Annotated in this window: 26 protein-coding genes and 2 tRNA genes; 13 read left to right on the top strand and 15 right to left on the bottom strand. The window is 68.0% G+C overall.

Annotation, left to right across the window (positions count from 1 at the left end; all coding sequences use genetic code 11):
• Positions 1 to 33: 33 nt before the first annotated feature.
• The gene (locus ACFQU3_RS22130; protein ID WP_385913842.1) at positions 34 to 1554 is read left to right on the top strand and encodes an AAA family ATPase; all 1521 of its coding nucleotides are present in this window, start codon (positions 34 to 36) and stop codon (positions 1552 to 1554) included.
• A gap of 68 nt (positions 1555 to 1622) precedes the next feature.
• On the opposite strand, the gene ACFQU3_RS22125 is transcribed toward ACFQU3_RS22130, so the two are convergent.
• On the bottom strand, positions 1623 to 2483 hold the full coding sequence (locus ACFQU3_RS22125; RefSeq protein WP_385913840.1) for an SMP-30/gluconolactonase/LRE family protein: 861 nt from the start codon (positions 2481 to 2483) through the stop codon (positions 1623 to 1625).
• Positions 2483 to 2914 (bottom strand): hypothetical protein, encoded by a 432-nt coding sequence (locus ACFQU3_RS22120; protein ID WP_385913838.1) that lies wholly within the window; start codon positions 2912 to 2914, stop codon positions 2483 to 2485. Before ACFQU3_RS22120 ends, ACFQU3_RS22125 begins: the two co-directional genes overlap by 1 nt.
• 111 nt (positions 2915 to 3025) lie before the next feature.
• On the opposite strand from ACFQU3_RS22120, the gene ACFQU3_RS22115 reads away from it, so the two are divergent.
• Positions 3026 to 3099: transfer RNA gene (locus ACFQU3_RS22115), tRNA-Gly, on the top strand.
• A gap of 91 nt (positions 3100 to 3190) precedes the next feature.
• Here the strand turns inward: ACFQU3_RS22115 and ACFQU3_RS22110 are convergent.
• The 8 genes from ACFQU3_RS22110 to ACFQU3_RS22075 all read right to left on the bottom strand — a co-directional run bounded on the left by ACFQU3_RS22110 (position 3191) and on the right by ACFQU3_RS22075 (position 10043).
• A complete protein-coding gene (locus ACFQU3_RS22110) occupies positions 3191 to 4354 on the bottom strand; it encodes a tyrosine-type recombinase/integrase (RefSeq protein WP_385913837.1) in 1164 nt (387 codons plus the stop codon).
• A complete protein-coding gene (locus ACFQU3_RS22105; protein ID WP_385913835.1) occupies positions 4342 to 4557 on the bottom strand; it encodes a helix-turn-helix domain-containing protein in 216 nt (71 codons plus the stop codon). Before ACFQU3_RS22105 ends, ACFQU3_RS22110 begins: the two co-directional genes overlap by 13 nt.
• 18 nt (positions 4558 to 4575) lie before the next feature.
• Positions 4576 to 6213: a replication initiator gene (locus ACFQU3_RS22100; protein ID WP_385913833.1), complete on the bottom strand. Its 1638-nt coding sequence runs from the start codon at positions 6211 to 6213 to the stop codon at positions 4576 to 4578.
• Positions 6210 to 6650, bottom strand: coding sequence for a WhiB family transcriptional regulator (locus tag ACFQU3_RS22095; RefSeq protein WP_385913831.1), 441 nt, complete (start codon positions 6648 to 6650; stop codon positions 6210 to 6212). The genes ACFQU3_RS22100 and ACFQU3_RS22095 overlap by 4 nt, the downstream gene beginning before the upstream one ends.
• Positions 6647 to 7069 carry a WhiB family transcriptional regulator gene (locus ACFQU3_RS22090; RefSeq protein ID WP_385913829.1) on the bottom strand — a complete coding sequence of 141 codons (423 nt, stop codon included), beginning with the start codon at positions 7067 to 7069 and terminating at the stop codon, positions 6647 to 6649. Before ACFQU3_RS22090 ends, ACFQU3_RS22095 begins: the two co-directional genes overlap by 4 nt.
• Positions 7066 to 8712 carry an FtsK/SpoIIIE domain-containing protein gene (locus ACFQU3_RS22085; protein ID WP_385913827.1) on the bottom strand — a complete coding sequence of 549 codons (1647 nt, stop codon included), beginning with the start codon at positions 8710 to 8712 and terminating at the stop codon, positions 7066 to 7068. Before ACFQU3_RS22085 ends, ACFQU3_RS22090 begins: the two co-directional genes overlap by 4 nt.
• Positions 8712 to 9179 (bottom strand): plasmid replication, integration and excision activator, encoded by a 468-nt coding sequence (locus tag ACFQU3_RS22080; protein ID WP_385913825.1) that lies wholly within the window; start codon positions 9177 to 9179, stop codon positions 8712 to 8714. Before ACFQU3_RS22080 ends, ACFQU3_RS22085 begins: the two co-directional genes overlap by 1 nt.
• A gap of 87 nt (positions 9180 to 9266) precedes the next feature.
• Positions 9267 to 10043 carry a GntR family transcriptional regulator gene (locus ACFQU3_RS22075; RefSeq protein ID WP_385913824.1) on the bottom strand — a complete coding sequence of 259 codons (777 nt, stop codon included), beginning with the start codon at positions 10041 to 10043 and terminating at the stop codon, positions 9267 to 9269.
• A gap of 41 nt (positions 10044 to 10084) precedes the next feature.
• Between ACFQU3_RS22075 and ACFQU3_RS22070 the strand changes: the two genes are divergently transcribed.
• Complete coding sequence (locus ACFQU3_RS22070; protein WP_385913822.1) at positions 10085 to 10531, top strand: NUDIX hydrolase; 447 nt, start codon at positions 10085 to 10087, stop codon at positions 10529 to 10531.
• A gap of 29 nt (positions 10532 to 10560) precedes the next feature.
• On the opposite strand, the gene ACFQU3_RS22065 is transcribed toward ACFQU3_RS22070, so the two are convergent.
• Positions 10561 to 12864, bottom strand: a complete 2304-nt coding sequence (locus tag ACFQU3_RS22065) for a DGQHR domain-containing protein (RefSeq protein WP_385913820.1) — start codon at positions 12862 to 12864, stop codon at positions 10561 to 10563.
• Entirely contained in the window at positions 12857 to 13693 is an 837-nt protein-coding gene (locus ACFQU3_RS22060; RefSeq protein ID WP_385913818.1) for a DNA adenine methylase, read from the bottom strand. The genes ACFQU3_RS22065 and ACFQU3_RS22060 overlap by 8 nt, the downstream gene beginning before the upstream one ends.
• 290 nt (positions 13694 to 13983) lie before the next feature.
• Between ACFQU3_RS22060 and ACFQU3_RS22055 the strand changes: the two genes are divergently transcribed.
• Positions 13984 to 14919, top strand: coding sequence for a restriction endonuclease (locus tag ACFQU3_RS22055; RefSeq protein ID WP_385913816.1), 936 nt, complete (start codon positions 13984 to 13986; stop codon positions 14917 to 14919).
• 403 nt (positions 14920 to 15322) lie between these two features.
• Here ACFQU3_RS22055 and ACFQU3_RS22050 read toward each other — a convergent pair whose 3' ends face one another.
• Positions 15323 to 16753, bottom strand: coding sequence for an alkaline phosphatase PhoX (locus ACFQU3_RS22050; RefSeq protein WP_385913814.1), 1431 nt, complete (start codon positions 16751 to 16753; stop codon positions 15323 to 15325).
• A 347-nt stretch (positions 16754 to 17100) separates the two neighbouring features.
• On the opposite strand from ACFQU3_RS22050, the gene ACFQU3_RS22045 reads away from it, so the two are divergent.
• The 9 genes from ACFQU3_RS22045 (at position 17101) to ACFQU3_RS22005 (ending at position 22762) form a co-directional block, all read left to right on the top strand.
• Positions 17101 to 17223 carry a hypothetical protein gene (locus ACFQU3_RS22045; RefSeq protein WP_385913812.1) on the top strand — a complete coding sequence of 41 codons (123 nt, stop codon included), beginning with the start codon at positions 17101 to 17103 and terminating at the stop codon, positions 17221 to 17223.
• Between the two features lie 347 nt (positions 17224 to 17570).
• On the top strand, positions 17571 to 18050 hold the full coding sequence (locus tag ACFQU3_RS22040; protein ID WP_385913810.1) for an SRPBCC family protein: 480 nt from the start codon (positions 17571 to 17573) through the stop codon (positions 18048 to 18050).
• Positions 18051 to 18620: 570 nt separating this feature from the next.
• A complete protein-coding gene (locus ACFQU3_RS22035; RefSeq protein ID WP_385913808.1) occupies positions 18621 to 19706 on the top strand; it encodes a sigma-70 family RNA polymerase sigma factor in 1086 nt (361 codons plus the stop codon).
• Positions 19699 to 20586: an STAS domain-containing protein gene (locus ACFQU3_RS22030; RefSeq protein ID WP_385913807.1), complete on the top strand. Its 888-nt coding sequence runs from the start codon at positions 19699 to 19701 to the stop codon at positions 20584 to 20586. Before ACFQU3_RS22035 ends, ACFQU3_RS22030 begins: the two co-directional genes overlap by 8 nt.
• Before the next feature lie 26 nt (positions 20587 to 20612).
• Positions 20613 to 20990 carry an STAS domain-containing protein gene (locus tag ACFQU3_RS22025; protein WP_385913805.1) on the top strand — a complete coding sequence of 126 codons (378 nt, stop codon included), beginning with the start codon at positions 20613 to 20615 and terminating at the stop codon, positions 20988 to 20990.
• Entirely contained in the window at positions 20987 to 21292 is a 306-nt protein-coding gene (locus ACFQU3_RS22020) for a phosphatase RsbU N-terminal domain-containing protein (protein ID WP_385913803.1), read from the top strand. Before ACFQU3_RS22025 ends, ACFQU3_RS22020 begins: the two co-directional genes overlap by 4 nt.
• 219 nt (positions 21293 to 21511) lie before the next feature.
• Positions 21512 to 22063: an ABC transporter substrate-binding protein gene (locus ACFQU3_RS22015; RefSeq protein WP_385913801.1), complete on the top strand. Its 552-nt coding sequence runs from the start codon at positions 21512 to 21514 to the stop codon at positions 22061 to 22063.
• Positions 22064 to 22353: 290 nt separating this feature from the next.
• Positions 22354 to 22614 (top strand): hypothetical protein, encoded by a 261-nt coding sequence (locus tag ACFQU3_RS22010; protein ID WP_385913799.1) that lies wholly within the window; start codon positions 22354 to 22356, stop codon positions 22612 to 22614.
• 74 nt (positions 22615 to 22688) lie between these two features.
• Positions 22689 to 22762 (top strand) — tRNA-Gly (locus ACFQU3_RS22005).
• A 64-nt stretch (positions 22763 to 22826) separates the two neighbouring features.
• Here ACFQU3_RS22005 and ACFQU3_RS22000 read toward each other — a convergent pair.
• Together ACFQU3_RS22000 and ACFQU3_RS21995 are read right to left on the bottom strand one after the other, a co-directional pair.
• A complete protein-coding gene (locus tag ACFQU3_RS22000) occupies positions 22827 to 24431 on the bottom strand; it encodes a glycoside hydrolase family 66 protein (RefSeq protein ID WP_385913797.1) in 1605 nt (534 codons plus the stop codon).
• Between the two features lie 10 nt (positions 24432 to 24441).
• Complete coding sequence (locus tag ACFQU3_RS21995; RefSeq protein WP_385913795.1) at positions 24442 to 26160, bottom strand: alpha-glucosidase; 1719 nt, start codon at positions 26158 to 26160, stop codon at positions 24442 to 24444.
• Position 26161 lies beyond the last annotated feature (1 nt).

Raw genomic sequence — 26161 nt, 5'->3', positions numbered from 1 at the left:
CTGCGGACGCCCGCGCCCGCCTATCGTCTCTTCATGAACCCCTCGACGAACGGCTCGCAGCGTCCCGACGACGACCTGCTGGCCGACTTCCACACGGTCGTGCGTCGTCTCCTGGAGGACCTTCCCGACCGGGGCGGCACGGGTCCGCGGCTCGTCGACGTGCTCACCGAGCACCTCGGCACCGAGCCGCACCTGCTCGCGGTCGTCGGCCATCCGGTGCCGCCGCATCGCCTCGTCGACGCCGACATCGCGCTGGCGGAGGTGTCGGGGGCCGACCCCGACGCCCGGATCGTCGGCATCGCAGGCGACGCGCGTCACCACATGACCCTCGGCGACCTCGTGCACCTTCGGCACGGCCACGGCGTGCCGGTCGGCCAGGTGGACTACGACCGGATGGCGACCGGACCGGGCAAGGAGGACCGGCGGCAGGTCGTGACATCCGGCGTCCGGTTGTTCCGGTTCGACGGGGTTCCCGTCGCCGTGCGGCAGCAGGGCGTGAACCTGCAGTTCGGGCGCGAAGCCGGCATGATCGAGGTCGTCGCCGCAGACCGTGACGTCTCCGACGCGTTCCTCGCGCGGGTGCAGGAGGTGATGGACGAACGCAGCGTCATCCGCGGCCAGGTCGTGACCTTCGCGAGCAACCCGTACGGCCCGGTCATGTCGGGCCTGACGTTCCTCGAGCGGCCCCACGTCGACTCCGCCGCGGTCGTGCTGCCCGACGGCGTGCTCGACCGCGTCGCGCACCACGTCATCGGCATGGGCGAGCAGCGTGAGGCCCTTCGCAACCACGGGCAGCACCTCAAGCGCGGGGTCCTGCTCTACGGCCCTCCCGGCACGGGCAAGACCCACACGGTCCGCTACCTGCTGTCAGCCTCGCCGGGCACGACGGCCGTGCTGCTCAGCGGCAACGCCCTCATGCACATCCACCTCGCCGCGAAGGTGGCTCGAGCGCACCAGCCCGCGATCGTCGTGCTCGAGGACTGCGACCTCGTCGCCGAGGACCGGTCGTTCGGGATGGGGGCCTCGCCGCTGCTCTTCGAGGTGCTCGACGCCCTCGACGGCCTCGATGCGGACGCCGATGTCGCGTTCGTCCTCACGACGAACCGCGTCGCCGACCTCGAGATCGCCCTGTCGCAGCGTCCCGGTCGGGTCGACCTCGCTGCCGAGATCCCGCTTCCCGGCGCCGACGGCCGGCGTGAGCTGCTCCGCCTCTACGGTGGGCACCTCTTCGGGGCCGAGGCCATCTCGGCCGCGGCCGCACGGGCCGAGGGCACGACGGCATCGTTCGCGAAGGAGCTCGTCCGCCGGGCGGTGCTGGCGGCCGCGCTCGCGGACGAGCCGCCGTCCGACGACCACCTCGGCGTCGCGCTGGACGAGCTGCTCTCGGACACGCACCGCCTCACCCGAAGCCTCCTCGGGGTCGGCTCGGGCGACGACCCGCTCGGCGCCCTCGGCGCACCGATGGGTATGCCGCCGCGCGGGGTGCCGCGGCCCGGCCGGTCGGTGGGGTGGTTCGGCTACTCGCCCGACGGAGGGATCACGTCGTCCGGCTGACCGGCCACACGGCATACGGAACCCGCCGCCCCGTCAGTGCTCCGCCCGGCGGAGCAGTGTCGTGACGTTCAGCCGGCGAAGGCGCGCACCGCCTGCCCGGGCACGGCGACGCGGACGCGGAAGACGGCGCCGGCCTCGGGCTCGGGGTCATCGAGGTTCTCGCGGGACGTCGTGACGTAGAGGTCGCGCAGGTCCTCGCCGCCGAGGGTGCACGCCGTCGTCAGCCGGACGGGCAGCGTGACCTCCGCGAGCAGCTCGGCGGCCGGCGAGTAGCAGCGGACGCGGCCGGCTCCGTTGAGCGCGACCCAGACGTTGCCGGCGCTGTCGACCGTGAGGCCGTCCGGGTGGCCGGTCGCGTGGGCGACGAAGGGCCGCCGGTTCGTCAGCTCGCCATCGACCACGTCGAAGACGTCGGTTCTGCCGGTCGGGGTGTCGTCGTAGTAGGCGAGCCTGCGGTCGGGTGAGAGGTCGATACCGTTCGAGATCGTCACGTCGGGTACGACGACCGTGACGTCGCCGGTGGCGTCGACGCGATAGAGCCGGGCTGTGCCGGGCACCCGGTCGTAGCCCATCGTCCCGCACCACAGCCGGCCCGCGCCGTCTACGCCGCCGTCGTTCATCCGGACCGACGGGTCGTCCCAGAGGTCGAACCAGGGCGTGGGTATGCCGTCCGGCCCGTCCGCGCGCGCCAGCCCCCGCTCCGTCGCGACGACCCAACCGCCCTGGGCCCGGGGGCGCAGGAAGGCAGCCACGTCACCGACGTGCATCCGCTCGACCGTGCGGTCGGCGCGGAGCGTCAGGACGTCGCCGGCGAGCAGGTCGACCCAGCGCAGCCCGCCCCACGTCGGCGCCCAGACCGGCCCCTCGCCGTGGTAGCAGAGCGCATCCGTGACCTGCTCGGGCCGGCCCTCCACGAGGCCGCCGGTCATCAGTCCCACCAGACGCCGACGTAGTGATGCCCGCCGGGGATACCGGGCGCGTCGACCAGCCATTCGACCGCGTGGGCCGGGCCACCGCTGGCCTCGGTGTCCGCCTCGACGGTCAGGGCGTCGACCTCCTCGGGCCGGAGCGTCGTGACCACGGCCACCCCACTGGCGTAGGGCCATTCGTCGTCGGGGAACTCCTCGAACTCGAGCACGTCGAGCTCGACACGCACGTCGTGGACGTCGGGGTGCGCGCGGAGGTCGTGGAGGACGCGGCGCACCGTCTCGAGCGGCACGTCGTCTGGACGGTTGGGCGCGATGCACCACTCGCAGTCGTTGCCGTCGAAGAACTGCTCGAGGGTCACGGCGACCTGTGCGCTCCCTCCCCCGCGCTCGCGGACGTGGTCGACGAAGGCGGTCTGCTTGGCGAGATCCATGACGGTTGTTGGGCCCCTGGGGTCGCGGTCATTGCGTGGTCGCGGTGTCGGCTACACTGACGCCGCGTGCCGCCTCGCAACCCCTCCCGGGGGGACCTGCCGGCGGCCCGTGCGAGCGTAGCTCAATGGTAGAGCGCCAGCTTCCCAAGCTGGATACGCGGGTTCGATTCCCGTCGCTCGCTCCACAGCCCCGCCGCAGGTCAGAGGCCCTTTTGGGTCGAGGCCGGCGGCGGGGTTCTTGTATGAGGGAGTCCCACGTGCCCAATCCGTGCCCAATCACGCCGACTCTTCCTCGGCGTCGGGGTCGGTTTCGGAGTCCGAATCCGCGTCGTTGGGCACGTCGAACAGCAAGTCCATGGCGTCAGCGATCGCTCGGTCACGCTTGGCCGTCGCGTGCTGGTAGATGATCGCGGCCCGCATGCTGGCGTGCCCCATCCGCGCCATGAGCTCGCGCGTCGACGCCCCGGAACCCGCCGCGAAATGGTTGCCGGTGTGCCGAAGGTCGTGGAAGTGCACCGACTCCGGAACGCCCGCCGCCTTCTTCGCCTGACGCCAGATCGACACGAAGTGGGCCCGCCGTGGCGTGGCGCCCTTTGCACCGGTGAAGACTCGGCCGGCCGGCCCCGGTTCTGCGTACGCGTCGAGGTGCCGCACGATCTCACCCCGCAACGCGGCAGGCAGCGCGACGGCACGACGCCCGGCGGCAGACTTCGGCGCCTTGACCACGAGCTGCCCCCCGACCTCCGAGACCGAGCGGCGCACGTAAAGGGTCATCGAGTCCAGGTCGATGTCCGCCCGAACGAGCCCCAGCAGTTCGCCCCATCGCAGCGAGCCGAACACCGCTAGCAGCACGAGGAGCCGGTAGCGCGGCGTGATCTCATCGGCCAGGGCAGTGACCTGGGCGACCGTCAGCACAGGACGCTCGTCCGCCGACTCCGCCCCGGCACCCTTGATACGACAGGGGTTCCGGTACATCAGTTCGTCGTCGACGGCCGTCGTGCATACGGCGCTTACAAGTCGGTACGCCTTGGCCACAGTGCTGCCACCGACTCCCCCGTCCAACCGCGCCTGACGCCACTGTCGGAGTTGCTCCGGGCCAAGGTGTCGCAGTTGCACCTTGCCGATGAACGGCACGACGTGCAGCCGCAGCAGCGAGGCGTAGAGCTCCCGAGTACGGGGCGACAGCCCGGCGCGCTCCGACACCCAACGCTCGGCGTAGACCTTGAAGGTGATCCGGGCGCGCTCGGGGTTGACCCAGCGGCCGGTGACCATCTGGCCGGCGAGCACCGACCATGCAGCCTCGGCGTCAGCCTTGATCCGGTACGTGTCGCTCATCGCCCGCCTGATCCCGTCCGGACCGGTGTAACGCACCTGCCACCGTCCCGAGGGCAACTGCCGGAACGATCCACGCACGCGTTTGCCGGCCATCAGGCGCACCACCCGCGACGGTCCACAACCTCGACCGTCGAAGCCTCGATGAACTCGCGAACAGCCGACTCCGGGAATCGGACGTGCCGACCGACCTTGACGAAGCGGATACGTCGCTCGGCGATCAACCGGCGAGGGAACCGCTCCCCCGTGCCGAGCCACTCGGCGACCTCGGCCAGCGTCAGTAGCCGATCAGTGCCTGTCGACGTTGCCATGCTGATTCTCCCTGTCTCTCAGTGGTTTTGGCTTCGGTGCTTGTGCTCGGCTCGCCATTGGGCGTACTCGCGTGCGCGAGCAGCGGCTGCATCCGCGAGGGCCGCCTCTCCGGAGTTCTGCCAACCGGTGCCGACGTACGACCAGTCCCCGATGACGAGAGTCGTTTCGTCCTCGTCCTCGCTCATCAAGCGCCGCTCGAGGTCGGCCGTGTCGACGGGTTCCCCGGTGCGGGCGGACTCGGCGGCGAGGGCCTGCCAGCGGCGACGGGCGCGGCGGAGCCTGCCGAGGGTCACGCTGTAGCGGCGGGACTTGGACGAGAAGTGGCCCCGGAACCCGAGCATGTGGGCCCACTTGCCGATCAGCACGTACGGGTCGACGTAGTCATGGTTCCCGGACTCGCGGGCCTCCCTGGCGCGGAGTTCGGAGTGGGCGGCGAGGCGACGGCACTCGGCACGGAGGCGCCCGTAGTGGGCATTCCACGTGGCGCCGTGCCCGCCCTGCCGGTCGGTGGTGTCGCTGACGGCTTTGGTGGCGTACTTCGCAAGGTAGCCGGCGACGCGCTCGACGTCCTCCCCGGCCAGCCCGTGCGCCTCCTCGTCGTCGGGACGGTGGGCGGACCGGACCACGCGCACGTCGAGCTGCTGGCCGAATCGCAGCACCCGGTCCCGGGAGCCGGGAACGGGCGAGGGCGCGGTGTGGGTGACGGACGCGGCGGCTTCTTCGACGAGCGCGGCGAGCAGCTGCACGGGCACCGACTCCGTGGCGGGCGCGAACCCGTTGGGGGTCTTGGGGCCGTCGAGGCGGATCAGGCCATGGAAGTGGATCAGGCCGCGGGTCTGGTACTCGGCGACCTTGGCGTACTGCACGGACGCCACGTCGCACAGCGCGGGTGGAGGGATCGGGCGGCGCTTGGTTGGTCGCCTCCTGGTCTCGGTGACCCCAAGCGCGCGAGCCAGACGACGACTAAGGGCGATGGTGAACCGGCGCCACAGTTCCGGGGCCCACCACTGCCACACGACGTGGCCCTGGTAGTCGTAGCAGTCCGGGCAGATCGGCTGCCCCACCAGCGCATCCGATGCATCGTGCGAGGCCATGCATCCAATCGGGCGGCCGTGCTCACACACCTTCGCGGTGTCGCGGGGGCGGCACCGGACCACCGGCTGGCCGGGTTTCGGTGCGCGGTGCACGTGGCCGAACGACGGCGCGGTCAGGGTCACGAACAGCATCGGGTTGACCGCCACCGTGTCGGGGACGGTCTTGCCGCCGACGGCCCCGGCCCGGATCAGCTCGAACGTGTCGCGGGCGTAGGTGCGGGCGCAGGCCGGGCACTCGGAGGCGCGGCGGTTGCCGCACGGCACGAGCGTCACGCCGAGCGGGGCGTCGGTCGAGGAGTACGAGGAGAGGATCTCGCCGGTTCGGGTGTCGACGGTCTGGCTCGAGCCGGCCAACTGGATGGGCCGGGTGCAGTAGTGCACCGAGGCGGCGGCGTCGGTGAACGCGCCCATGGTCCGGTCGCGGAACCGGCGCACCAGGGCGGCAGCCCCGGCATCGGTCAGGCCGTGCAGGTCCAGCGGGGCGTCCTCCCCGAACCCGGGGAACGAGCCCGGGCTCAGAGACGGCACACCGATGGTCCGGCCGATGGTTCGGGACGTCATGCGGCGTCACCGCCGAGGGTGCCGGGAGCGGCAAGCGGCAGTGGCAGCAGTCCCTGCTGTGCGTCCACGCCTGAGCCCACGTGGGCGCGGCCGGCGCGGCGGGTCTGGACGGGGACCCAGCCTGGCCGGGCGGGCTCGACGTACGCCGGGTCGCGGTGGGTGCCGGCCCACCAACCCGCGCACACGTCGGCGTCCTGGACGTACGCGGCACACTCGGCGAGGACGGGGCAGGCCCGACACACCGAGCGCATCGACTCGGCATCCCACGGGCCGATCTCCTCGGGCTCGCCGATCCACGGCAGGTCGGTGCGGGCGCCGCAGGACCCGAGCGACTGCCACGGCACTCCACCGAGTGGACGTCGAGCTGCAGCCATCGCGGCCTCGCACCACACGGCCTCCAGGGCGGCCCACCGAGCGGAGCGGGACAGGGCGGTCATGCGACCTCACCGACGTCCGTGCGCGCATGCGAGGAGCGGAGGGCGGCGTCATCGGTGTCGGCGTTGGTGTCGTTGAGCGTGTCGGCGAGGACGGCGCCGAGGGTCTCACCGCGGCGCAGTCGCCGGGTCAGGGCGCGGCGCTGGGGTGGGGTGGTGCCACCGTAGATGGTCCACTGGTCGCCGAAGACGAGGGCGGAGGCGAGGCAGAGCCGTCGGACGGGGCAGTCGTGGCAGACCTCGATGCCGCGGGTGGTGTCGGCGGGTTCGTCGGAGAGCCACCAGTCGGCGGGCCCGGTGCGGCAGAGTCCGTCGTCGTGCCAGCGGTCCATGTCGAGCTGCGCGAGGGTGGGCCCTCCGGTGCGGTCGACCCACGGGCGGGGACGACCCCACGGCTGCTCAGAGCGAGGAGGCTGGCTCATGCTGCGTCACCGCCCACCTCGGACGAGCCACCAGCCGACGTCGCCGACGAGGACACGGACGTCCTGTCGCGCGGCTGCCGAGGCTTGCGCGGTGATCGCGGACGATGGGCCCGGGGATCTCCACCCGACTGCGCCGGTTCGACGGGGTCGCCCGAGTTCTCGGGTGCGCCGGGCACGTACGGGGTGGCGTCGACGTGGCCGAGGTCGACCGGCTGCGCCTCCTCGGTCCATGCACTGGCCGGGCCGGGTGCGCGGTGCCGGGCGGCGACGTCGCGGACGAGGGTGTCGGGCCAGAAGTCGGCCCGGACCCGGTCGGCGCTGCCGTCTTCCTCGATGACCCACGCCGTGCCGGGTGCCGAGGGTGAGATGCGGTGTGCGGGGGCGGTGCCGGCGGTCCCGTCGCCGAGGACCATCCGGGTCTCGTCCGCGGAGCGCAGCCGCAGGGCGATGGTTTGGGTGAACAGGCCCCGCAGGCCGATGACCTCCTTGCGGGGGTCCTGCACGCACGCCAGCACGACGACGCCGAGGGCCCGGCCCTGGGTGAGAACCTCCGCCAGCAGCCGCCCAGCCTCCTTCCGGATCTCCGGGTCGGCGTAGGCGGTCAGAACCGCGAGCTCATCGATCGCGAGCACGTGCAACGGGTCCACCGTGCTGGGCTGGTGCAGCCGGGAAACCCCCGCCATCCGGCGGCCGCGCTCATCGACCACCGCGAGCAGCCGGGACAGGACCTCGACCGCCTGCCCGGGCGTGGTCGCGACCTCAGCGAACAGGCCTCGACCCATCCCGACCTCGACCCCGCGCTTCAGGTCGACACCCCAGAGCCGGACCAGCCCGGCGGAGACGGCAGGGGCCAGGCCGCCGCAGACGCCCCAGAAAACCGAACCCTTCCCGGAGCCGGAACAGCCCACGACGAGGGTGTGCCTGCCCGTGACCGGCAGGACCCACGGGGTGCCGTCCTGGCGTCGACCCACCGGGACCGCATCGACCTGCACGGGGACCCGCACGTCGGCGCTGCTCGAGGTGGGTGCGGTCGCGTCGCGGGTGGTGCCGAGGCGGTCGGCCATGACCAGCAGGTACTCGCCGGTCGAGGGCGACAGGGCCCGGAACCGGAACGAGCGGGCCGATGCGGCGGCGGCGAGGGCCGGGGCGGCGTGCTCGAGGTCGTCGACCGTCTGCCCCGTCCGGGCCCGGACCGTGATCGTGAGCGTCACCCCCTTCGCGGTGACCGAGCAGAGCCGCGGGTGCACCCACACCTTCCGGGCCGGCGGTGCGGGCTTCTTGCCGACCTCGGCCACGACCTGGTCCACCACCGAGGGACGCCGATCGCGGTGCACCGACAGGCCACACTCCCGGGCCAGATGCGGCCAACGGCGACGCGCCCACACCACCCACGACACCCGATCCGCCGGACCCGCCACCAGCCGCCCGTACGAGGCCGGCAACCAGTGGGACCACACCGACGCGACCACCGCCGGGACCCACCAGCCGAGGACCAGCGTGCGGATCGCGGCAGGCTGACCATCCGGGAGCAGCCGGGTCCCGAACGCCACCGCGGCGACGAGGACCGTCCAGCGCAAATGCCGCCACGTCCACACCACCACACCCCAGACCACCGCCCACATGTGAGCGGGAACCCGGTCCATCAGGCCGCGCCCTTCGAAGCAGACGACCCCGCCGACTGACTCGCCGACTGACCGGGGGCGACCATGCCCTCAGCCCGGAACGACCACACGATCCGGGTGCGGTCGTGGCCGTCCTTGTCCTTGCTGCCCGTGTACTCGACGTACGGCAGCGCCGTCAGCCCGACGAACTCGACCATCGTCCACGGGAACGGCGTCTTGTTCTCCGGCGGCACCGGCTGGTGCTTCGCCGCGATCTTGACCGTGACGGCGGTGTCCTTCTTGCCCGCCTCCTCGTCCGCATCGAGAACGATGACCTGCCACAGCGGCAGCCCCGTCCCCTCACCCGCCTTGTTCAGGTCCACCGCCTGAACCCGGTTCTCCTGCGTGGACTTGTCGAAGTCGATCACCTTCTCGACCTCGCCCTTGATGAACGCGCCCTTCGGGAACACGTCCCCGTGACCGACCCGGAACCGCTTCTGCATCGCCATGAAATGTCCTCTTATCTAGTCACCTAGAGCAGTTGCCCTAGTGAGAGACAGTGAAGCACTCCTCTAGACAAGTCGCAAGGGATCTGGTCAGATCGCCGGGAACCGGTACTCCAGGACGTAGCTCGGAGCTGCCTTGACGGTGTCCGTCAGTTCCACTGGCAAACCGTTGCTGTCAAAAGCGATCCGGCGCACGGTGAGTACGGGCGTACCCCCGGGAAGACGCAGGCGGCGCCGCTCCTCCGGGGTCGGCATCCGCGCGGCGACCTCTTCGGCGAACTCGGCCAAAGCGTGGCCGGCCTCCTCAATTCGCGCGTAGATCCCACCGGGCCCAGTGTCGGTCTGCTCAATCTGTGTGCCCTTGGCGATTGACGCCGGCACGTATGACGACGCGAGCTCGACCGGCTGGCCGTCCAGCAGGTAGCGCCTATGGCGGGCCACCACCCGAGCCCGCGCAGGCAGCGAGAGCGCCTCGCGAACGTCGGCCGTTGGCACCTCCGACCCAACCTCGAGCTCGTCTACAGCTGGCGCGCCCACGCCCTCGGCCTCAGCGATGAACGCTGCCTGCCCAGCTTCGCGATGCCTTCGCGCGAATCGATCAGACGCTACTCGACGCACCACAGGCCGCTGGCGAACGAAGACGCCACGCCCATGCTCTGCAACCAGCAGGCCCTCAGCCCGCAACTCACCCAATGCCTGGCGAACAGTCATCCGCGCGACGCCGAAGCGTTCCATCAACTGCGACTCGGAGGGCACCTTTTCCCCCGGTGGGATCCGACCAGAAGCAATGGCCTCCCGGAGCCCGCTTGCGATCTGCTTGAAGGCAGGAGTGTCCGAGGCCTTGTCGACCTCGCCGAGCTCCAGCATGATCACTCCTCCAGACGTCTGTAATACCTACACTTTGGCAGATGGACCCACACAACATGACAGGGACGCCGCGGCACTCGGTCAGTGTCGCCGCCGCGATCTTTGACCATGGCGGCAAAAACGTCCTGCTCATCAAGCGCCGCGACAACGGCAAGTGGGAGCCACCAGGCGGCGTCCTCGAACTCGACGAGACGATCGAGGACGGCCTACGTCGCGAGGTCCGCGAAGAGACCGGCGCCGAGATTGAAGTCGGGCCCCTCACGGGTGTCTACAAGAACATGGCACGGGGAATCGTGGCCCTGGTATTCCGGTGCACCATCACGTCACCGCCCGTCGATTCAACCGCCGAAGCCCGCGAAGTCAAATGGACGGCGCTAGACCTGGTGCCCACGCTTGCAGATCCCGCGTACGCTACCCGCGTTCTCGATGCGGGGGAGGACGGAACCTCACCCACCATCCGGGCACATGACGGCCGTGACCTCCTCTAGTTGGCTCCCTACCGACGCAGCGAGACCCTTTACAGGTCGTTCTCGCTCTGCCCCTTAATCAGCCATGTCGTTAGGGATACGAGGAAGTCGTACTCCTCCTCCTTAACGCTGTAGGTGTGGGCATTTTCGTTCCGTATCCGGTTCAACTCTTGGATCCAGGAGACGCGGCCCTTCCAGCCGCCCTTGTCATTCTCCGTGCCCGGCCTTGTATACGTCTTCTCGAAATGGCGTTGCCAGAGGTCAAAGTTCTGCGTGAGAATGGTGTAGTAGTCGATCAAATGGAGGCAATCCCACGGCTCAACTTCCTCCTCGTCCTCGAGATCCATGTTCTTCTGAACGGCCAATACTGCCGCCGCCTCATAGACTTTTCTCGGAACGCCGCCTTTGAGCCACTTCGAGCCAAATTCATCCTGCAAGCGGATGCGAATGTCTTTATTCATGAATAGTTCAAGTTCGCGGATCATCTCGAACGATTCAAGATTAAACGCTTTGGCTTCGTCCGCCAAAAACTCATCCAGACCAGCCGGGCTGAACTCGGGACGCGAGTCTCGGATAGCCATTTGAAGCCGGCGCCAATAACGCGTTGCGCCACCACTTCCGTATAGCCGTCGGTATTCGTAGGCTTGCTCGGGGGTGCGCGAGGCTAGGTGTGCCACCAAAGGGTCGAGGTAGTAAACGCAATCTTCGAACACCTTCGATGGAGCCATGGTCCTCGCCAGGATCCCAGACGATGACTCGAGATGTGTCACAATGTCGCTGAACACTCGAATGAGTGCCTCGATGCCGTTGTTGATGAATACAAAGCCGCCTTCAGCACTTCCCAAATTCCACTGCGACTCCAGGCCATCGCGCATGTAGTCCAGCGCCAATTCGAGATAGCGCACAAGCGGCTCGAATGTGGCGTCATTGTCTCCGCGGTAGAACGTCCCTGGTTCCTTGACGGCAGACTTTGTGAACGAACCCAAGAATGATCCGCGCTCCAAGCCATTGCTGACCGCGTCGATGGTAATGCACCGAAGAGCAGTTCGCTGATTCTCGCCAATGATCACCCTGCCATAGAGTGCCGAGCTCTTCGCTTCGCCCAGGTGTTGCGCCGCACGAAGCTTGAGGGCTCGATTGCTCTCGCGAAGATCGTCGGACTCCCAGAGGAGATCCGCATTGAGAGTATTCCGCAAGTTCTTTGGCACGGCCTGCTGATTCTCATTGATCTGCATAAACAACCGAACCTGCTCCGACCGGGGCAAATTCTCAAAAGCAACGACAGGGATGAGATCGGTCGATGCCCTCGCCGAATCGGCATAACCGTAAAGCCGGTGTTGCCCATCGATGACATAGGCGGCGCGATACGTCTGCGGGAGATGCAGGACACCAAAGCGAGCCGTGCCCTCACTTCGAGACGCTCGATCGAACTGCAGGGGTCGTCGACCAGTGTCGATGTTGAGGATGATGGAGTTGGGAAAGAATCCGCCCGACTCGACGAACTGGGAGACCTTCTTCAGACGACTCTTCTTGATCAATCTTTGATACGTCGGCATAAGGCTGCTGTTGGCCTTGTTTCGGTGGAGAACGTAGGCCGACTTGAGCAGGCGCGAAGGCTCGATCGCGAACGAGTAATAGGTATAGCCTCCCATTTTGCCCTGAATGGCCGCCACCTCAGACTCAAGGCCTGGGATCCGTTGTCCAGCGAAGAGAGCGCCCAGCAATTGGTATCGGGCGGCCTTGCCGAGGTGTTCTGCGAGATCGATGTAGTAGTTAATGGCATCTTCGTCCATCAACACGATATCGGCATCAGCTAATCGTTCGAGCGTGGACGGCCCGACGCTGAAGTTGTTTGTCGCCAAGATGAACTTTATCTTGTGCGATGGAAACTCGTCCTTGATCCGACGAATGAGGCCGGCACGAGTGCCTTGAATCATCTCGACCTCATTCTTGAACGCGCTCGACTTCACCGACTCTGTCGACTTGCATTCGACAACCAAAACCACTTCGTCGTCTGCAGCAAAAACGTCGATCTGCTTAGATTCCTTGGGGCCAGATCCGTACTGCAGCCTGAAGGTTCGATCCTTGTTCAAAAATGTAAACTGGAGCTTGGCAAAGGCGGCCCATACCCTGTCCTCGAATGCGACATCATGCTTCTTCGGACGACGCATCTTCACGCTGCGCTTCAGGCGATCGCTCACCACCCAGCCATCATCCTCAAGCGCCCCGATCGCAGTCGGTAGGACATTTTTGAACTCGTGCGAGGCGAGGCGGCGCCGAGTTTCGGCCGGGATGCTCTTCGCAGGCAGCATGTGATCCCGCAGCATGCCGCCAAGCGGGATGACATCAACCATCAGACCGGATGTTCGTGAAGAGGTATTCCGTTGCCGAACCACGAGCTGAGGTTGCCCCACCAACCGAGTTCCGCCGGCTGGTCTCGATGCGCCGATCGCCCTTCTCGAAGAGAAGGGCGATGGATTCGTGCGCAGCGTTGGTCATGATGTAGTGGGCCCCCAAGTCTCTGACACCATCTAGATACTCACTAAGTCTGTGCTGGTCCTCAAACGAGAACAGTTTTTGGTTGTATTTAACAAAGCCGTTGTTGTTGTGCGCCACCGTGTAAGGCGGGTCCACGAATACCAGGTCGCCAGCCTTGACGTTTTCGAGTGTCTCAAAGAAGTCCCCACTGGACAGGCTTGCGGCCTCGAGTCGCCTCGAGAATGCGACCAATTCGTCTTCACCAGGCATGTTCGGGCGAGCCCTTCGGCCGAATGGCACGTTGTACACGCCTTGCAGGTTTACTCGATAGATGCCATTGAACGAGTGATGGTTAAGGAAGATAAACCTTGCGGCTCGACCAACTGCATCGTCGGGCTTTTCATCTCTGGCACCATAGTAGCTTTCTGCCGTGTTCTCATATTCCTGCAGCCGGTCTGAGATTTCCCGCGGCTTTTGCCTGATGCACTCGTAGGTCTCGATCAGCTCCGCGTTCAAGTCTGCGAGGAACGCGCGCTTAGGGTTTAGGCCCAAGAACACCGACGCCCCTCCGAGGAAGGGCTCGTGGTAGGCCCCAACGTCGATCCCCTGGGTCAGGGTGCGCAGGTGAGAAACCAGCCACCGCTTGCCGCCGGCCCAGCGCAGTACTGGCTGGACCTGGTCAACGATGGCCTCCCCTGCATTCATGGTTCGCGATGCTACCCAGCGCCACCCACATTGCGGTGCATTTGCCCGGATTCCGCGGGGCCGGATCCGCGGGAGGCTGGACCGACCTCGGGGCCAACTCCTCACATCGGGCGCGTGAGGAGTTTCTTCACTGGCTCAAGCGCGCCTCCGGCGCGAAGAAGCGCGGGGCCCCGCGATGGGGACCCCGCGCTCCGGCGCTGGCGCGCCTACGCGCACCCCACCGCACCCCGCGCCGCCTATCTCCGTCGATAGGCTCGCGGGAGTCCCTGCCGACAAGGAGGTCCTCGACCGTGACCGTCCCGAGCTACGAACAGATGATGCGCCCGACGCTCGAGGTGCTCGCCGACAAGGGCCCCCTCGCCTTTCGCTCCCTCGTCGACCTCGTCGCCCAACGCATGCAGATCGGCGAGGATGACATGGTCGCCACCATCGACAGTGGTCAGTCCGTCGTGGTGAACCGGGTCGGCTGGGCGGTTACGTACCTGGTCCAGGCCGGGGTGATCAAGCGACCGCGTAGGGCATACGCGGAAGTTACCGAGCGAGGACGCCAACTCCTGGATAGCGTCCAAGGCCCGATCTCCAACTCGGACCTCGAGCAGTTCGAGGAGTTCCGCGACTTCAGGCAACGCAGCAGACGCAAGCCCAAGCCGGCGCCAGGTGACAACCCTGCTGCACTGCACGACATCGAGGACGAGGGCGCGGACGCCGATACGCCCCAGGAAGTCATCTCGCAAATGGTCGCCACCGTCCACGGGGCACTGGCAGGCGAGCTCCTCGAGCGCGTCATGGACCTGACGCCCATAGCGTTCGAGCAGCTCGTCCTCCGACTTCTCGGGGCAATGGGCTATGGCGCCTCCGGTCAGATCGAGTCGACGGCGGAGTCCGGTGACGCCGGCATCGATGGCGTCATCAGCCAAGACCCGCTCGGACTCGACAGGATCTATGTGCAGGCAAAGCGCTACTCGCGTGACCGCACCATCGGACGACCCGCGATGCAGGCCTTCGTGGGAGCCCTTCAGGGCCAGCAGGCCGACCGCGGCGTATTCATTGCCACTTGCGCCTTCACCAAGGATGCGCTGACCTACGCAGACCGGGTCGGAGTTCGGATCATCCCTATCGACGGGATCCGCCTCGCAGAGCTCATGCTCAAGCATCGCGTCGGTGTGCAGCCGGGGTACGTAACGACCCTGCTCCGCCTGGACGAGGACTTCTTCGAGACCCTCTGAGCGGGAAACGTTGCCTCCGAGCCGCCGACCCGACGCTCCACTGTCCGCACGCCTGCGGACCGCGTCAAGGGCGCCTTCGGCGTCGCTGACGCGATGGCCTGCGGCCACCCTTGACCCGGCCACTCCGGCATGCTGGCCTGCTCCGCTATCGGTTCGGTGGCTCTCCCTGGCCACCCCGACTGTGTGCCCAATTCGTGCCCAACGCTCTGGCCGAACGCGGTCGCGAACGGCCAGAGCCGGATGCCACAACGAGCATGCAACGGCCCAGAAGATCGCCACCAAGGCACTTCCCAAGCTGGATACGCGGGTTCGATTCCCGTCGCTCGCTCCACCACGCAGCCGCAGGTCCGGACCACGATCCGGGCCTGCGGCTTCGTTGTGCTTTGCCCTCGTCGGGATGCGGTCAGACCTGCGCGTTGCTCGGCCGGGCCCAGGGGCCCGTGATCGCGAAGACGTGGCCGGGCGACTGGATGCCGACGAACAGGACCGAACCGTCGGCACTGAATGCCGGGCCTGCGAACTCGCTGGTGTTGCGGTCGTTGCGAGCCAGCGGGTAGGACTTGCCCTGGTCGGTGACCCCGACGAGGTGCTGGATGCCTCCCCCGTCCTCGGCGAGGATGATGCCGCCGTACGGCGAGAGCGTCATGTTGTCGGGTCCGTCGTAGCTGTCCGAGTCCACGTTCGGGTCAGGGTTCACGGCGAAGATCGTCGTCAGGGTGACAGCTTCACTCGCAGGGTCGTAGAACCACACCTGGCCGTCGTGGTCGTTGGCGCTGCTGCCGTCGCTGACGCGGGCGAAGCTGGCGACGAAGTAGGCGCCGCCGTCGCCCCACCATGCCCCTTCGAGCTTGCGGCTGCGGGTGATCTCGTGGTCGGCGAACTGCTTGCGCACGGAGGTGACTCGGGCGTCCCTGTCGGGCACCTGCTTCCACACGACCTTGTAGCGGGTGCCGGGGTGCGTCGCCAGCGACAGGTCGGGGATGTGCGTGCTGCCGCTGTAGCAGCTCATCGCCTCGAGCTGTCCGGCCGTGTTCCCTCCCTCTGAGAGGGCGAGCTCGCGCAGCGCGTCCTTGGCACCCGAGAAGCCGGCAGGTGGGGTCCACCGGTAGTACAGGCCGCTGGGGGTGGCGGCGTCCTCGGTCTCGTAGATGACGTGCGTCGCCGGGTCGACCGACACGGCCTCGTGGGCGAAGCGGCCCAGGAACGTCAACGGCACCGGGCTCTTGCCGATGTTGGCCTCCTGGCTGGTCGGGTCGACCTCGAACACGTAACCGTGGTCCTTGAGGAACCGGCCGCCCTTGCGCTGCTCGCTCTCCTCGCACGTCAGCCATGTGCCCCACGGGGTCTCCCCGCCTGCGCAGTTGGTGTGCGTGCCGGCGACGCTCGCATACTCGCGGATGCGGACACCCTCGGCGTCCACCTCGATGTTGGACGTGCCACCCCGCGCGCCCGGGTCGTACGTGATGCCGGCCAGGGTCGGGACGCCGAACTTCTCGCTGCCCGTGCTGAGGCCGGAGATCTCGTGGTTGTTGACGATCGTGGAGCCCGTGCCTCGAGCGAACACGCCGTTGCCGTCGGGGTCGCTCGCAGTGGGGACCCCGTCGGCCGTCGGTGTCACACCGGTCTGGGACACGATGCGGTACGAGAACCCTTCCGGCAGCGACAGCAGGCCGTTCGGGTCAGGTACGAGCGGTCCGTAACCCTCGGACGAGCGCGGGGCCGCGAGGGCACTGCCGGATCCGGCGAGCACCTCGATGCTGCCGCTGATCGCGATGCCCAGTCCGGTAGCCGCAGCCGCTTCCAGGAAGCCGCGACGGTCAAGTGAAGATGTCATGAGGCGCCTTTCATCAGTCATGCCGAACCCAGTCGACGCCGGATCGGTTCCGGAGGTCACCCGACGCGAGACGGCAACAGTGAGCGGTCCCCGAACCGCACAGCCCCTGCGTAAACTCACGCGGCGCGTCACCATCCAGCGTAGGACTGGGAGTACCACTTCGAGGGGGTTCGGCCCCTTTTGTGGAGCGCATCTCGAGGGAGGCCCTCGGTCACCCGTTGGGTGCCCCCGCTGAGTGGGGATGTGACACGAACCGGGTACGTAGACGTCCGCACAGGAGTAGAAACATCCGCGGGGGCGGGTGCATCTGAACCGACCAGACCCACGAAGACACGAAAGATCTCGCGATGATCGCACTGACCCTCAGCGCCCCCCTCGTCGGCTTCGCGCTGTTGCTGTCCATGCAGTGGTTCGAGGACCGCCTCATGACGTCGGGCTCGGCAGCGAGCCGCCACGACCACCACGGCTAGCGGGCGACACCGCGCCGAAGGGTCGGTCCAGCGACACCCCAAGCTCTTCCTGGCCGTGGCCGACGGCCGGGACAAGTGCGCCATACGCCTGCGCGACCAGAGCATCGTGGGTACGGTGCCATCGGCGTCTCGGTCGGCGGGCATCTCGTGGAGGGGGTGTCCGCTGGCCGGGGCGCCGCCACTGCCCCACGAACGCCCGTGAGCGCCAAACGCGAGAGCGTCCCTGGCGCCATCACGACCGGCTACCGGGCGCCATCGGGCAAATGGGTATGGGTTCCCCGACCTGTCGACCGCATTCTTCTTCTCGCGACCTGAGCGAGTGTGCGGCGCAAAGAGGAGGGCAAGCCATGAGCAGTGTGCACCAGAGCGTGGACGTGGACGTCCCCATCAGCACCGCTTACAACCAGTGGACCCAGTTCGAGTCCTTCCCGGAGTTCATGGACGGCGTCGAGTCGGTGACCCAGCAGGACGACACCCACACGCACTGGGTCGTCAAGGTCGGGGGCGTGACGCGTGAGTTCGACGCGGAGATCACCGAGCAGACGCCCGACGAGGTGATCGCCTGGGCGAGCACCGGAGGTGACACGGGTGGCCACCGAGGCCGCGTGGCGTTCGAACCGCTCGGGCCGGACTCCACCCGGGTCGACATCGAGCTCGGCTGGGATCCCGAAGGCGTTGTCGAGAACGTCGGGGCAGGACTCAACGTCGACCAGCGGCAGGTCGACAAGTCCGCCGAGGAGTTCAAGAGGTTCATCGAGGACCGTGGCGCAGCGACGGGTGCATGGCGAGGGAGCGTCGACGACGGCGAGCCCGGGCAACCACTCTGAGCCGGGCGTCTCTCAGAGTTCTGTCGCCTGACCCGGCCGCGCGCCGATCTCGGAGCCGTTGACGCTTTGAGGCGGTAGGCGGCGACGGCGCGTGGCCGGCACGCGACTCCCGCTCCTGATCCTGCCCGCGGTGGCGCACCACCTGGCGACGTTGAACGGCACGGAAGCCATCGAGGTCGGCAGGAGGGCGCTCACACCATGGTGACGTGAGCACGTGCCGGCCGCCCTCATGAACGGGCTGGGGCGTTCCGACGGCGCGGACACCGCGGCCGGCGGACTGGATCGGCCGTCGCGCAACGCGGGCGCGCGCTGGGTCGAGGGCCGGGTCGTAGGGACCGCGAGGATGGCACCTGCTCGTCGCGGCTTCGGAGTCGGGGCCCCGTCCAACCACGCCTCGAGCTGTTGCAGGAGGAGCATCAGCAGCAGCCCGAGCACCGGTGTTGCGAGAGCGAGCACGGACATGTCCGATCCTTCCGACGACGACCCCACATAGCGGGTCCTTCACCATTGACGACGTCCTCGGGGCGCGAACATGACGTGGAGCGATGCGGCAGTGGGTACGTTGACGCCGTGAGCGCAGCCGAGCGCGGCGACGAGGGCACTGGTCACGCGTCCGCGGACGTCGCAGACCTGATCCCCATGGTTCGCCGCATCGTCGGCGCGCGGGTCGGCTCGCACCCGGCGGCGGACGATCTCGTGCAGGAGACCCTGACCCGGGTCCTGGCCGCTTCCGACTCGATCGAGCCCGGGATGCTCGAGCCGTACGCCATCGTCACGGCGCGCAACGTCGTGGCCACGATGTGGCGCGACGAGGACCGCAAACGTCGCAACCAGCACCGCGTCATCGACCTGAGCGAGCCGGACACTCCCGAGGCGCAGCTGGTCCTCGACGAGGAGCAGTCGGCGATGGCACGCGCGCTGAGCCGCCTCGACGAACGCGAACGGCGCACCCTGCTGGACCACGAGGTGGCAGGGACGGACACGAAGACGCTGGCCCAGAGCACCGGCAGCACGGCCGGGGCCATCGCCGCCCAGCTGAACCGCACACGGGCACGGCTGCGTGTGGAGTACCTGCTGGCCCTGCATAATGTCGAGCCGCCGACCGACCGGTGCCGGCCGGTGCTCATCGCCCTGAGCAGCGGAGATCACCGGCGCCAGCGTGAGGTCCGCGCCGCGCAGCACCTGCTCGAGTGCGAGGACTGCGCGCGCCTCAGTCAGCCGCTCCTCGAACGCGGCCAGCAGCGAGAGGACTCGCTCCGCATCACGATCGCGGCCGACTCCGACATCGTCGCGGCACGAGGGGCCGCCCGTGACGTGGCGTCCCGACTGAAGTTCGGCCCCACCGACCTGACGGTGATTGCCACAGCCGTCTCGGAGGTGTGCCGGAACATCGTCCGCTTCGCCAGTTCCGGGGAGGTAGTCGTCGAGCTTCTCGAGTCACCGCGCCGCGGGATCCAGGTCGTCGCGCGCGATGCGGGGCCGGGGATCCGCGATGTCGAGAAGGCCATGTCCGACGGTTACAGCACCTACGGCGGGCTCGGGTTGGGACTTCCCGGCGTGCGCCGGCTCATGGACGAGTTCGCGATCGTGAGCGAACCCGGCCACGGCACCACAGTGACCATGACCAAATGGGAGAGGAACACCGACGATGACTGACCAGCAGAAGGAACCGGAAAGGCCTGCGGCCGGGGAGGGCGAACACCTGCTCTCGCAGCTCGTCGCGCACCTGAGAGAGCACCGCACCCGACTGCGCGAGGAGTGGGCCCAACGCATCCAACAGGCCCATCTGTTGAATGCGATGACCCCCCAGGAGATGGCCGCCGAGACGACCTCGGTCTACGACAACTACGTCGAGGTGCTCGAAACCGGCAGTGTCGAGGCCCTCCAGCACTACGCCCGAGACCTCTCCGAGCGGATCATCCCTCGTGGCGTCGAGACGAACGAGGTCGTCGGCATCGTCCTGCTCCTGCGCGACGTGCTGGCCAGGTCGCTGTTCGAGAAGTACCAGCGCGACTTCGGCCTGCTCAACGAGGTGCTCGACGCGTACGAGCCCGCCGCCAACCGCATCGCGAACACCGTCGCCGTCAGCTTCGTCGACGAACGCGAGCGCGTCATCCGGCAGCAGCAGGACGCGATCCGCGAGCTCTCGACGCCCGTCCTCCCGGTGCGCGAGCGACTCCTCATCCTGCCGATCATCGGCGTCCTCGACGGTGAGCGGGCTCGCCAGCTCACCGAGCAGCTGCTCTCCGGCATCCGCAGGCATCGCGCCAAGGTCGTCGTGATAGACATCACGGGCTCTCCGGACGTCGACCAGACGGTGGCGAACCACCTCGTACAGACTGTCGACGCGTCACGCCTCATGGGTGCGAGCGTCATCATCACGGGACTGTCACCAAAGATCGCCCAGACGCTGGTCACCATCGGTGTGGACCTCAGCAAGATGAACACGATCGGCGACCTGCAGGGCGGTCTCGAAGAGGCAGAACGACTGCTTGGCTACAGCGTGACCCGAAAGGAGGGCGGCACCAGCTCGTGAACGGCGGACCAGCTCTGGTGTCCATCATGCGGCAGGGATCGAACCTGCTCGCATCGGTGCACACAGCCCTCAACGACACAGAGTTGGTCCGCTTCGAACGCGATCTGGTGAGCCAGATCGGTGAGCACCGGTCACGCGGCGTCATCATCGACGTCGCCGCCCTGGACGTCATCGACTCGTTCGCCGCCCTGACGCTGCGGCGCATCGCCGAGATGGCCAGGCTCCGCGGGGCACAGACCGTCCTGGTCGGCATCCAGCCCGAGGTGGCCTTCACGATGGTGCGGCTCGGGATAGGAACGGGCGACGTGCCCACGGCCCTCGACCTCGATGAGGGCCTCGAGATGCTCGCCCGTGACGCCGACACTCCTCGCAACGCACCGAGAGAACGCGGTGAGGCGACATGACGGATACAGGGGACACCTCCGCGGTAGGGGCATTCACGCAGGACTATCGCATCGTCATGCTTCGATTCCTCCCTCGTAGAGACGAGGCCGCCAGATCCGCAGGCTACGAACAGGGCCGGGATGCGTTCGCTGCCGGCGTGAGCCTGCTGGACGTCTGCCGGATTCATCACGAGCTCGAGCTGGACATCCTGCGCGAAACGCCGCCTGAGGACCACCTCGCGGTCATCGAGACCGCCTCTGAGCTGCTGCTCGAGGTGCTCGCGGCCTACGACATGACGCACCGTGGGGTGCTGGGTCCCTGAGGCACGCGCCGGCGGACGCCTTGGCAGGGTCGCCATGACGCGGCGGCCCACGGGCGGAGTCGGGCGCGCAGGCGGGGTCCCCTGCTCACAGGGAACGCGCCGGACCGGCGACGAGCCGTACTGGGTGCTGTGACTCGCGTCATGCCACGGCGGTTGCGGACTCTTCAGTGGTGACCCCCGGCCCACGAGGCCGGCACCCAGATGAAGGAGTGACACGTCATGAAGCTCTCGACTCGGTTGTGCGCCACCGGCGCCGCCCTGACCACGACCGTCGCCTTGGGCCTCGTCCCCGCTTCGGCCGCGTCGGCCGCCCCGTCAGCCACTCCGTCGGCAGCCGTCGCTGCGAGCACTCCGCGGACGACCGCGTCCTCGACGATCAACCAGGTGATCCCGGGCATCGGCACCTTCGTGGGCTCGTTCGCGCCGACCGGCTTCAGCAACCAGAACGGCCAGCTGGCTGTCACCGGGCTCCTCACGGGCACCCTGACGACATTGACCGGAACCGTCATCCCCGTCAGCCAGACGATCACGACGACGGTCCAGAGCGCGACGACGGCGGGCTCCTGCGACATCCTGAACCTGGTGCTCGGGCCGCTGCACCTCGATCTCCTGGGTCTGGTCATCGACCTCAACCAGGTGGTGCTGAACATCACGGCTCAGCCGGGTCCCGGAAACCTCTTGGGCAACCTGCTGTGCGCGATCGCCGGCCTGCTCGACGGCAACGGCGTCAACGGACTGGCGAACCTGCTGAACCGTCTCCTGGGTCTCTGACCCAAGCCTGCTGACCAACCGGTCATCCAGATGTACTGACCCCGCTGCGGCTTCCCGGGCCTGCTGTCACCCGGGAAGCACGGACGGCGCCGATCCCACCCTCCCGGGGTCGGCGCTGTCCGTGCGCCAGGGGTCGGACAGGAGGATGCGAACGGCCCCGGCTGGGTACGTAACCAACGTTCACTTCGCGCTCGGGGGCGACCATGAAGGAGTGCGACATGCGTCCCCTCACGCAGTCCGATCCTGTCGGAACACGAGTGCTGTACGTGGGACGCGCTGATGCCTCGAACGTGGCTGATGACGCGCTGGTCGCCGCAGGCCGTGTGCTGGAGGAGAACCATCCCGGCATCGTGACGAGCAACGACGAGGACGACGGTGTCCGCGTGCAGTTCCTCGGACTGGAGCACGAACCGATTGCCGGCGAGCACTTCCTCGCGGACGACTCCGGAAACTATCCGGGCCTGGTCGTCGTGGGTCTCGAGGACTGGATGGCCGCACGCTCGGTGGGGTGGTGGGCGGGACTGCCCCTCGACGTGCCGGACGCGGGCTGAGCCACTGGGCTTCTCGGCGCGCCGGCGCGCGGTTTGGACGTCGACACCCGGCGTTGCTACGGTTGGGCGCGCCCGCAGGCGTAGTTCAGTAGCAGAACAGCCTTCTTCCAGAAGGAAGACGTACGTGCAATTCGTGCCGCCTGCTCCATTCGCGAAGGGCCCGGTCTCCGACCGGGCCCTTCGCCGTTCCACAGCTGCTCGACGGCTCCCGGTCAGTCGCTGTCGGGCACGTGCACGAGGCACCACGCTGTGAAGGGCGGGACCTCCACGACGAGGTGGTCACCCTCGCGGACACCCGTAACCTCCCGCAGGTGAGGTCCCGCCTCCGGGCTGCCGACGTATGCCGTCGCAGCATCGGTGCGCAGCCGCACCGTCACCCCCTCGGCCAGGGTCCCCGGGGTCTTCGGCACGTTCCACACCGGGCTGTCCTGGGCCGTGAGGTCGACGAGGTGGATCGTGCTGGCGCCCGGTACGCGCTTCATCGTCACCCAGACGGAGCCGGGGGCAGGGTCGGGCGACACGGGCACCGTCGCAGTGACGGCGAGGTCGTCGTTCTCGCTGCTGGAGAAGTGCGAGTGGGTCACGTCGACCGAGTCGGCCGCGTACAGCAGGTCACCCTGCGCGACGGCGAAGTCGAACCACCGCCGAAGCACCTCACGGCTCTCGCGGCCCGGCCTGGCGAAGTTCGGGTAGTACGGGTGGGTCAGCACCCCGCCGTTCTCGCCGACGAGCAGGTAGTGGGCGCCGTGCGCGAAGGCCGTCGACAGCGCGAGCCGGGCCGACCATCGGGCCGCTTCGTCGTCAGCCACGCCGAAGGCGGTGAGGTAGGCCGCGAGCACGACCGGGCGGCCGGGCGTGCGCCCCAGGGCGCCCAGCACCAGGGCCCGGAGGTGCGCGTAGTCGGTGTGGGGGTCCCACACCTCGATGTACGTGGAGTCGAGCGGTGCACTCGCACTGGTCCACGTCGGGTAGTCGTTGACGTTGTTGAAGAAGAGAGTCGCCTCGGGCAGTGCCTCTCGTACGTCGCCCAGGAACCCCGGGAAGACCGCGGCGATGTCGACGACCCGGCCCTCCACGTCCCAGGCCAGCTTGGGTGACCCGTACGTGTCGAGGTGCAGGCCGTCGAACCCGAGCGAGCTCACGGCGTCGACGAATTCGCGGATGATGTGCGCCCGCCACGCGTTGCCCTCTGCGAGGTTGCCGATCTCGAGAAGGTCCGCGAGCGCCCAGGGCGACCCGTCGCGGTGGTAGAGCAGCTCGTCGGGATGAGCTTTCGCGTACTCGTGGCCGACGCCGTAGACCGCGGCGTAGCCCATCGAGAGCGCCCCGATGTGACGGCAGCCCTCGATGAGCCGGCGTGCCGTGCCCTGCGAGAGCAGACGTCCGCAGGCGTCGACGAACTCCGAGTCGTCCGGGGCGACGAGCTCGGCGTGCTCGTAGGCCCAGTCGTAGAACTGGACGACGTTGACGTGCAGCCGACGCAGCGAGTCGAGCGTCTCGGTGACGTCGTCGCGCTCCGGGCCGAACTCAGAGACGAAGCCGTAGCGCGGCCTCTGCCGCGGGCTCGCGAGGACGTCGAAGGCAGTCGCGGCCAGCGGTGCGCCGTACGGCCCTGAGCCGTCGTGCGGATCGAGGGTCACGGCATACCCGCCGGCCGGGAAGCAACCGAGCACGACGTGGTCGTCGCCGTCGAAGGGCTCGTCGACGACGACGCTCCCACCCCGCGACACGACGAGCCGACCTGTGGGCAGCGACCGGGCGACGAGCTCGACGACGTCGTCCGGGGCGAACGTCGACTTGACGGGGAACAGGTCCACAAGGGCTCCTTCAGCTGGTCCGGATGACGGCACGGGCCTCCCACGGCGCGAGCCGCATGGAGTTGCCATCGTCGTGGGCCGCCGCCGCGGGGAGGTTCTCGATGAGGGTGTCGGCTCCGTCCCACTCACCCGGTGCGCCCAGGGTGGAGGGGTCGACCTCGGCCGTGTCGCCGCTGAGGTTGGCGACGACGAGGACCCGCTCGTCGCCGAGACGCCGCGTGAATGCGTACACCTGCGGGTCGTCGGACAGGAGCATCCGGAAGTCTCCCTCCGCGACGACCGGCCGCTCGTGTCGCAGCTCGATGAGACGGCGGTAGGTGTGGAACACCGACTCGGGGTCAGCCACCGCGGCCTCGGCATTGACCTCGTCATGGTTGACGTTGACGTCGATCCACGGCGTGCCCGTCGTGAAGCCGGCGTGCTCGGAGCCGTCCCACTGCATCGGGGTGCGCGCATTGTCACGGCTCATCGCCCAGAGCGCCGCGAGGACGTGAACGGGGTCGGCCCCAGCTGCGACGGCCTCCTCGTAGTGGTTGATGCTCTCGATGTCGCGCAACGAGTCCCGTTGCGGCTCAGGCATGTTGGTCATGCCCAGCTCCTCGCCCTGGTAGATGTAGGGCGTGCCGCGGTGCAGGTGCAGCACGATGCCGAGGGCCTTCGCGCTGCGCACCCGGTGCTCGCCGTCGTCGCCGAACCGCGACACGACGCGGGGTTGGTCGTGGTTGTTCCAGTAGAGGCTGTTCCAGCCCGACTCCGCGAGCCCCTCCTGCCAGCGGCCCAGGGAGGCCTTGAGATCCCGCAGGTCCAGCGGCTTGTGGTCCCACTTGCTGCCGACGTGGTCGAGGCTCACGTGCTCGAACTGGAACACCATGTCGACCTCGCGCCGGTCGGGGTCGGTGAACAACCGTGCATCCTCGACGGTGACTCCGGGCATCTCGCCGACGGTGAGGAACTGGCCCTCACGACCGTCGAAGACCGCGGCACGCATCTCGGCGAGGAACTCGTGGATCCGCGGGCCCGATGTGTACTGCTCTGACCCACCGTCGGCGAGCGGCAGTCGCTTGGAGATGAAGTTGATGACGTCCATGCGGAAGCCGTCGACGCCGCGGTCGAGCCACCAGCGCATCATCGAGTACACGGCTTCGCGCACGTCGGGGTTCTCCCAGTTCAGGTCCGGCTGCTTCCGGCTGAACAGGTGCAGGTAGTACTCCCCCGTCTGCTCGTCGAGGTCCCAGGCCGGGCCCGAGAAGGCGGCCCGCCAGTCGGTCGGTGGCCGCGGGCCCTCGGGGCCGGGGGCGGGAGGACGCCACCAGTACCAGTCGCGCTTCGGGTTGTCGGTGGAGCTGCGCGACTCCAGGAACCACGGGTGCTCGTCGGACGTGTGGTTCACGACGAGATCCATGACGAGCTTGATGCCGCGGCTGTGCAGGTCGGCGACGAGCTCGTCGAACTCCTCTAGGGTGCCGAACGCCGGGTCGATGCCGTGGTAGTCACTGATGTCGTAGCCGTTGTCGTCCTGAGGTGACGGGTAGACGGGCGAGAGCCAGAGCACGTCGACCCCGAGCCGCTCGAGGTGGTCGAGCCGTCGACGGATGCCGGCCAGGTCCCCGACGCCGTCACCGTTGCCGTCGCTGAAGCTTCGGGGGTAGATCTGGTAGACGACCGCGCTGCGCCACCACGGGGAGGTGGCCGTGTCGTCCGCGACTGGGGTCGTGTGGTCCTTGAGCATG

The sequence above is a fragment of the Terrabacter sp. GCM10028922 genome, from assembly GCF_042666095.1.
Classification (GTDB): Bacteria; Actinomycetota; Actinomycetes; order Actinomycetales; family Dermatophilaceae; genus Terrabacter.
This window is presented reverse-complemented; position numbering and strand designations above follow the sequence as displayed.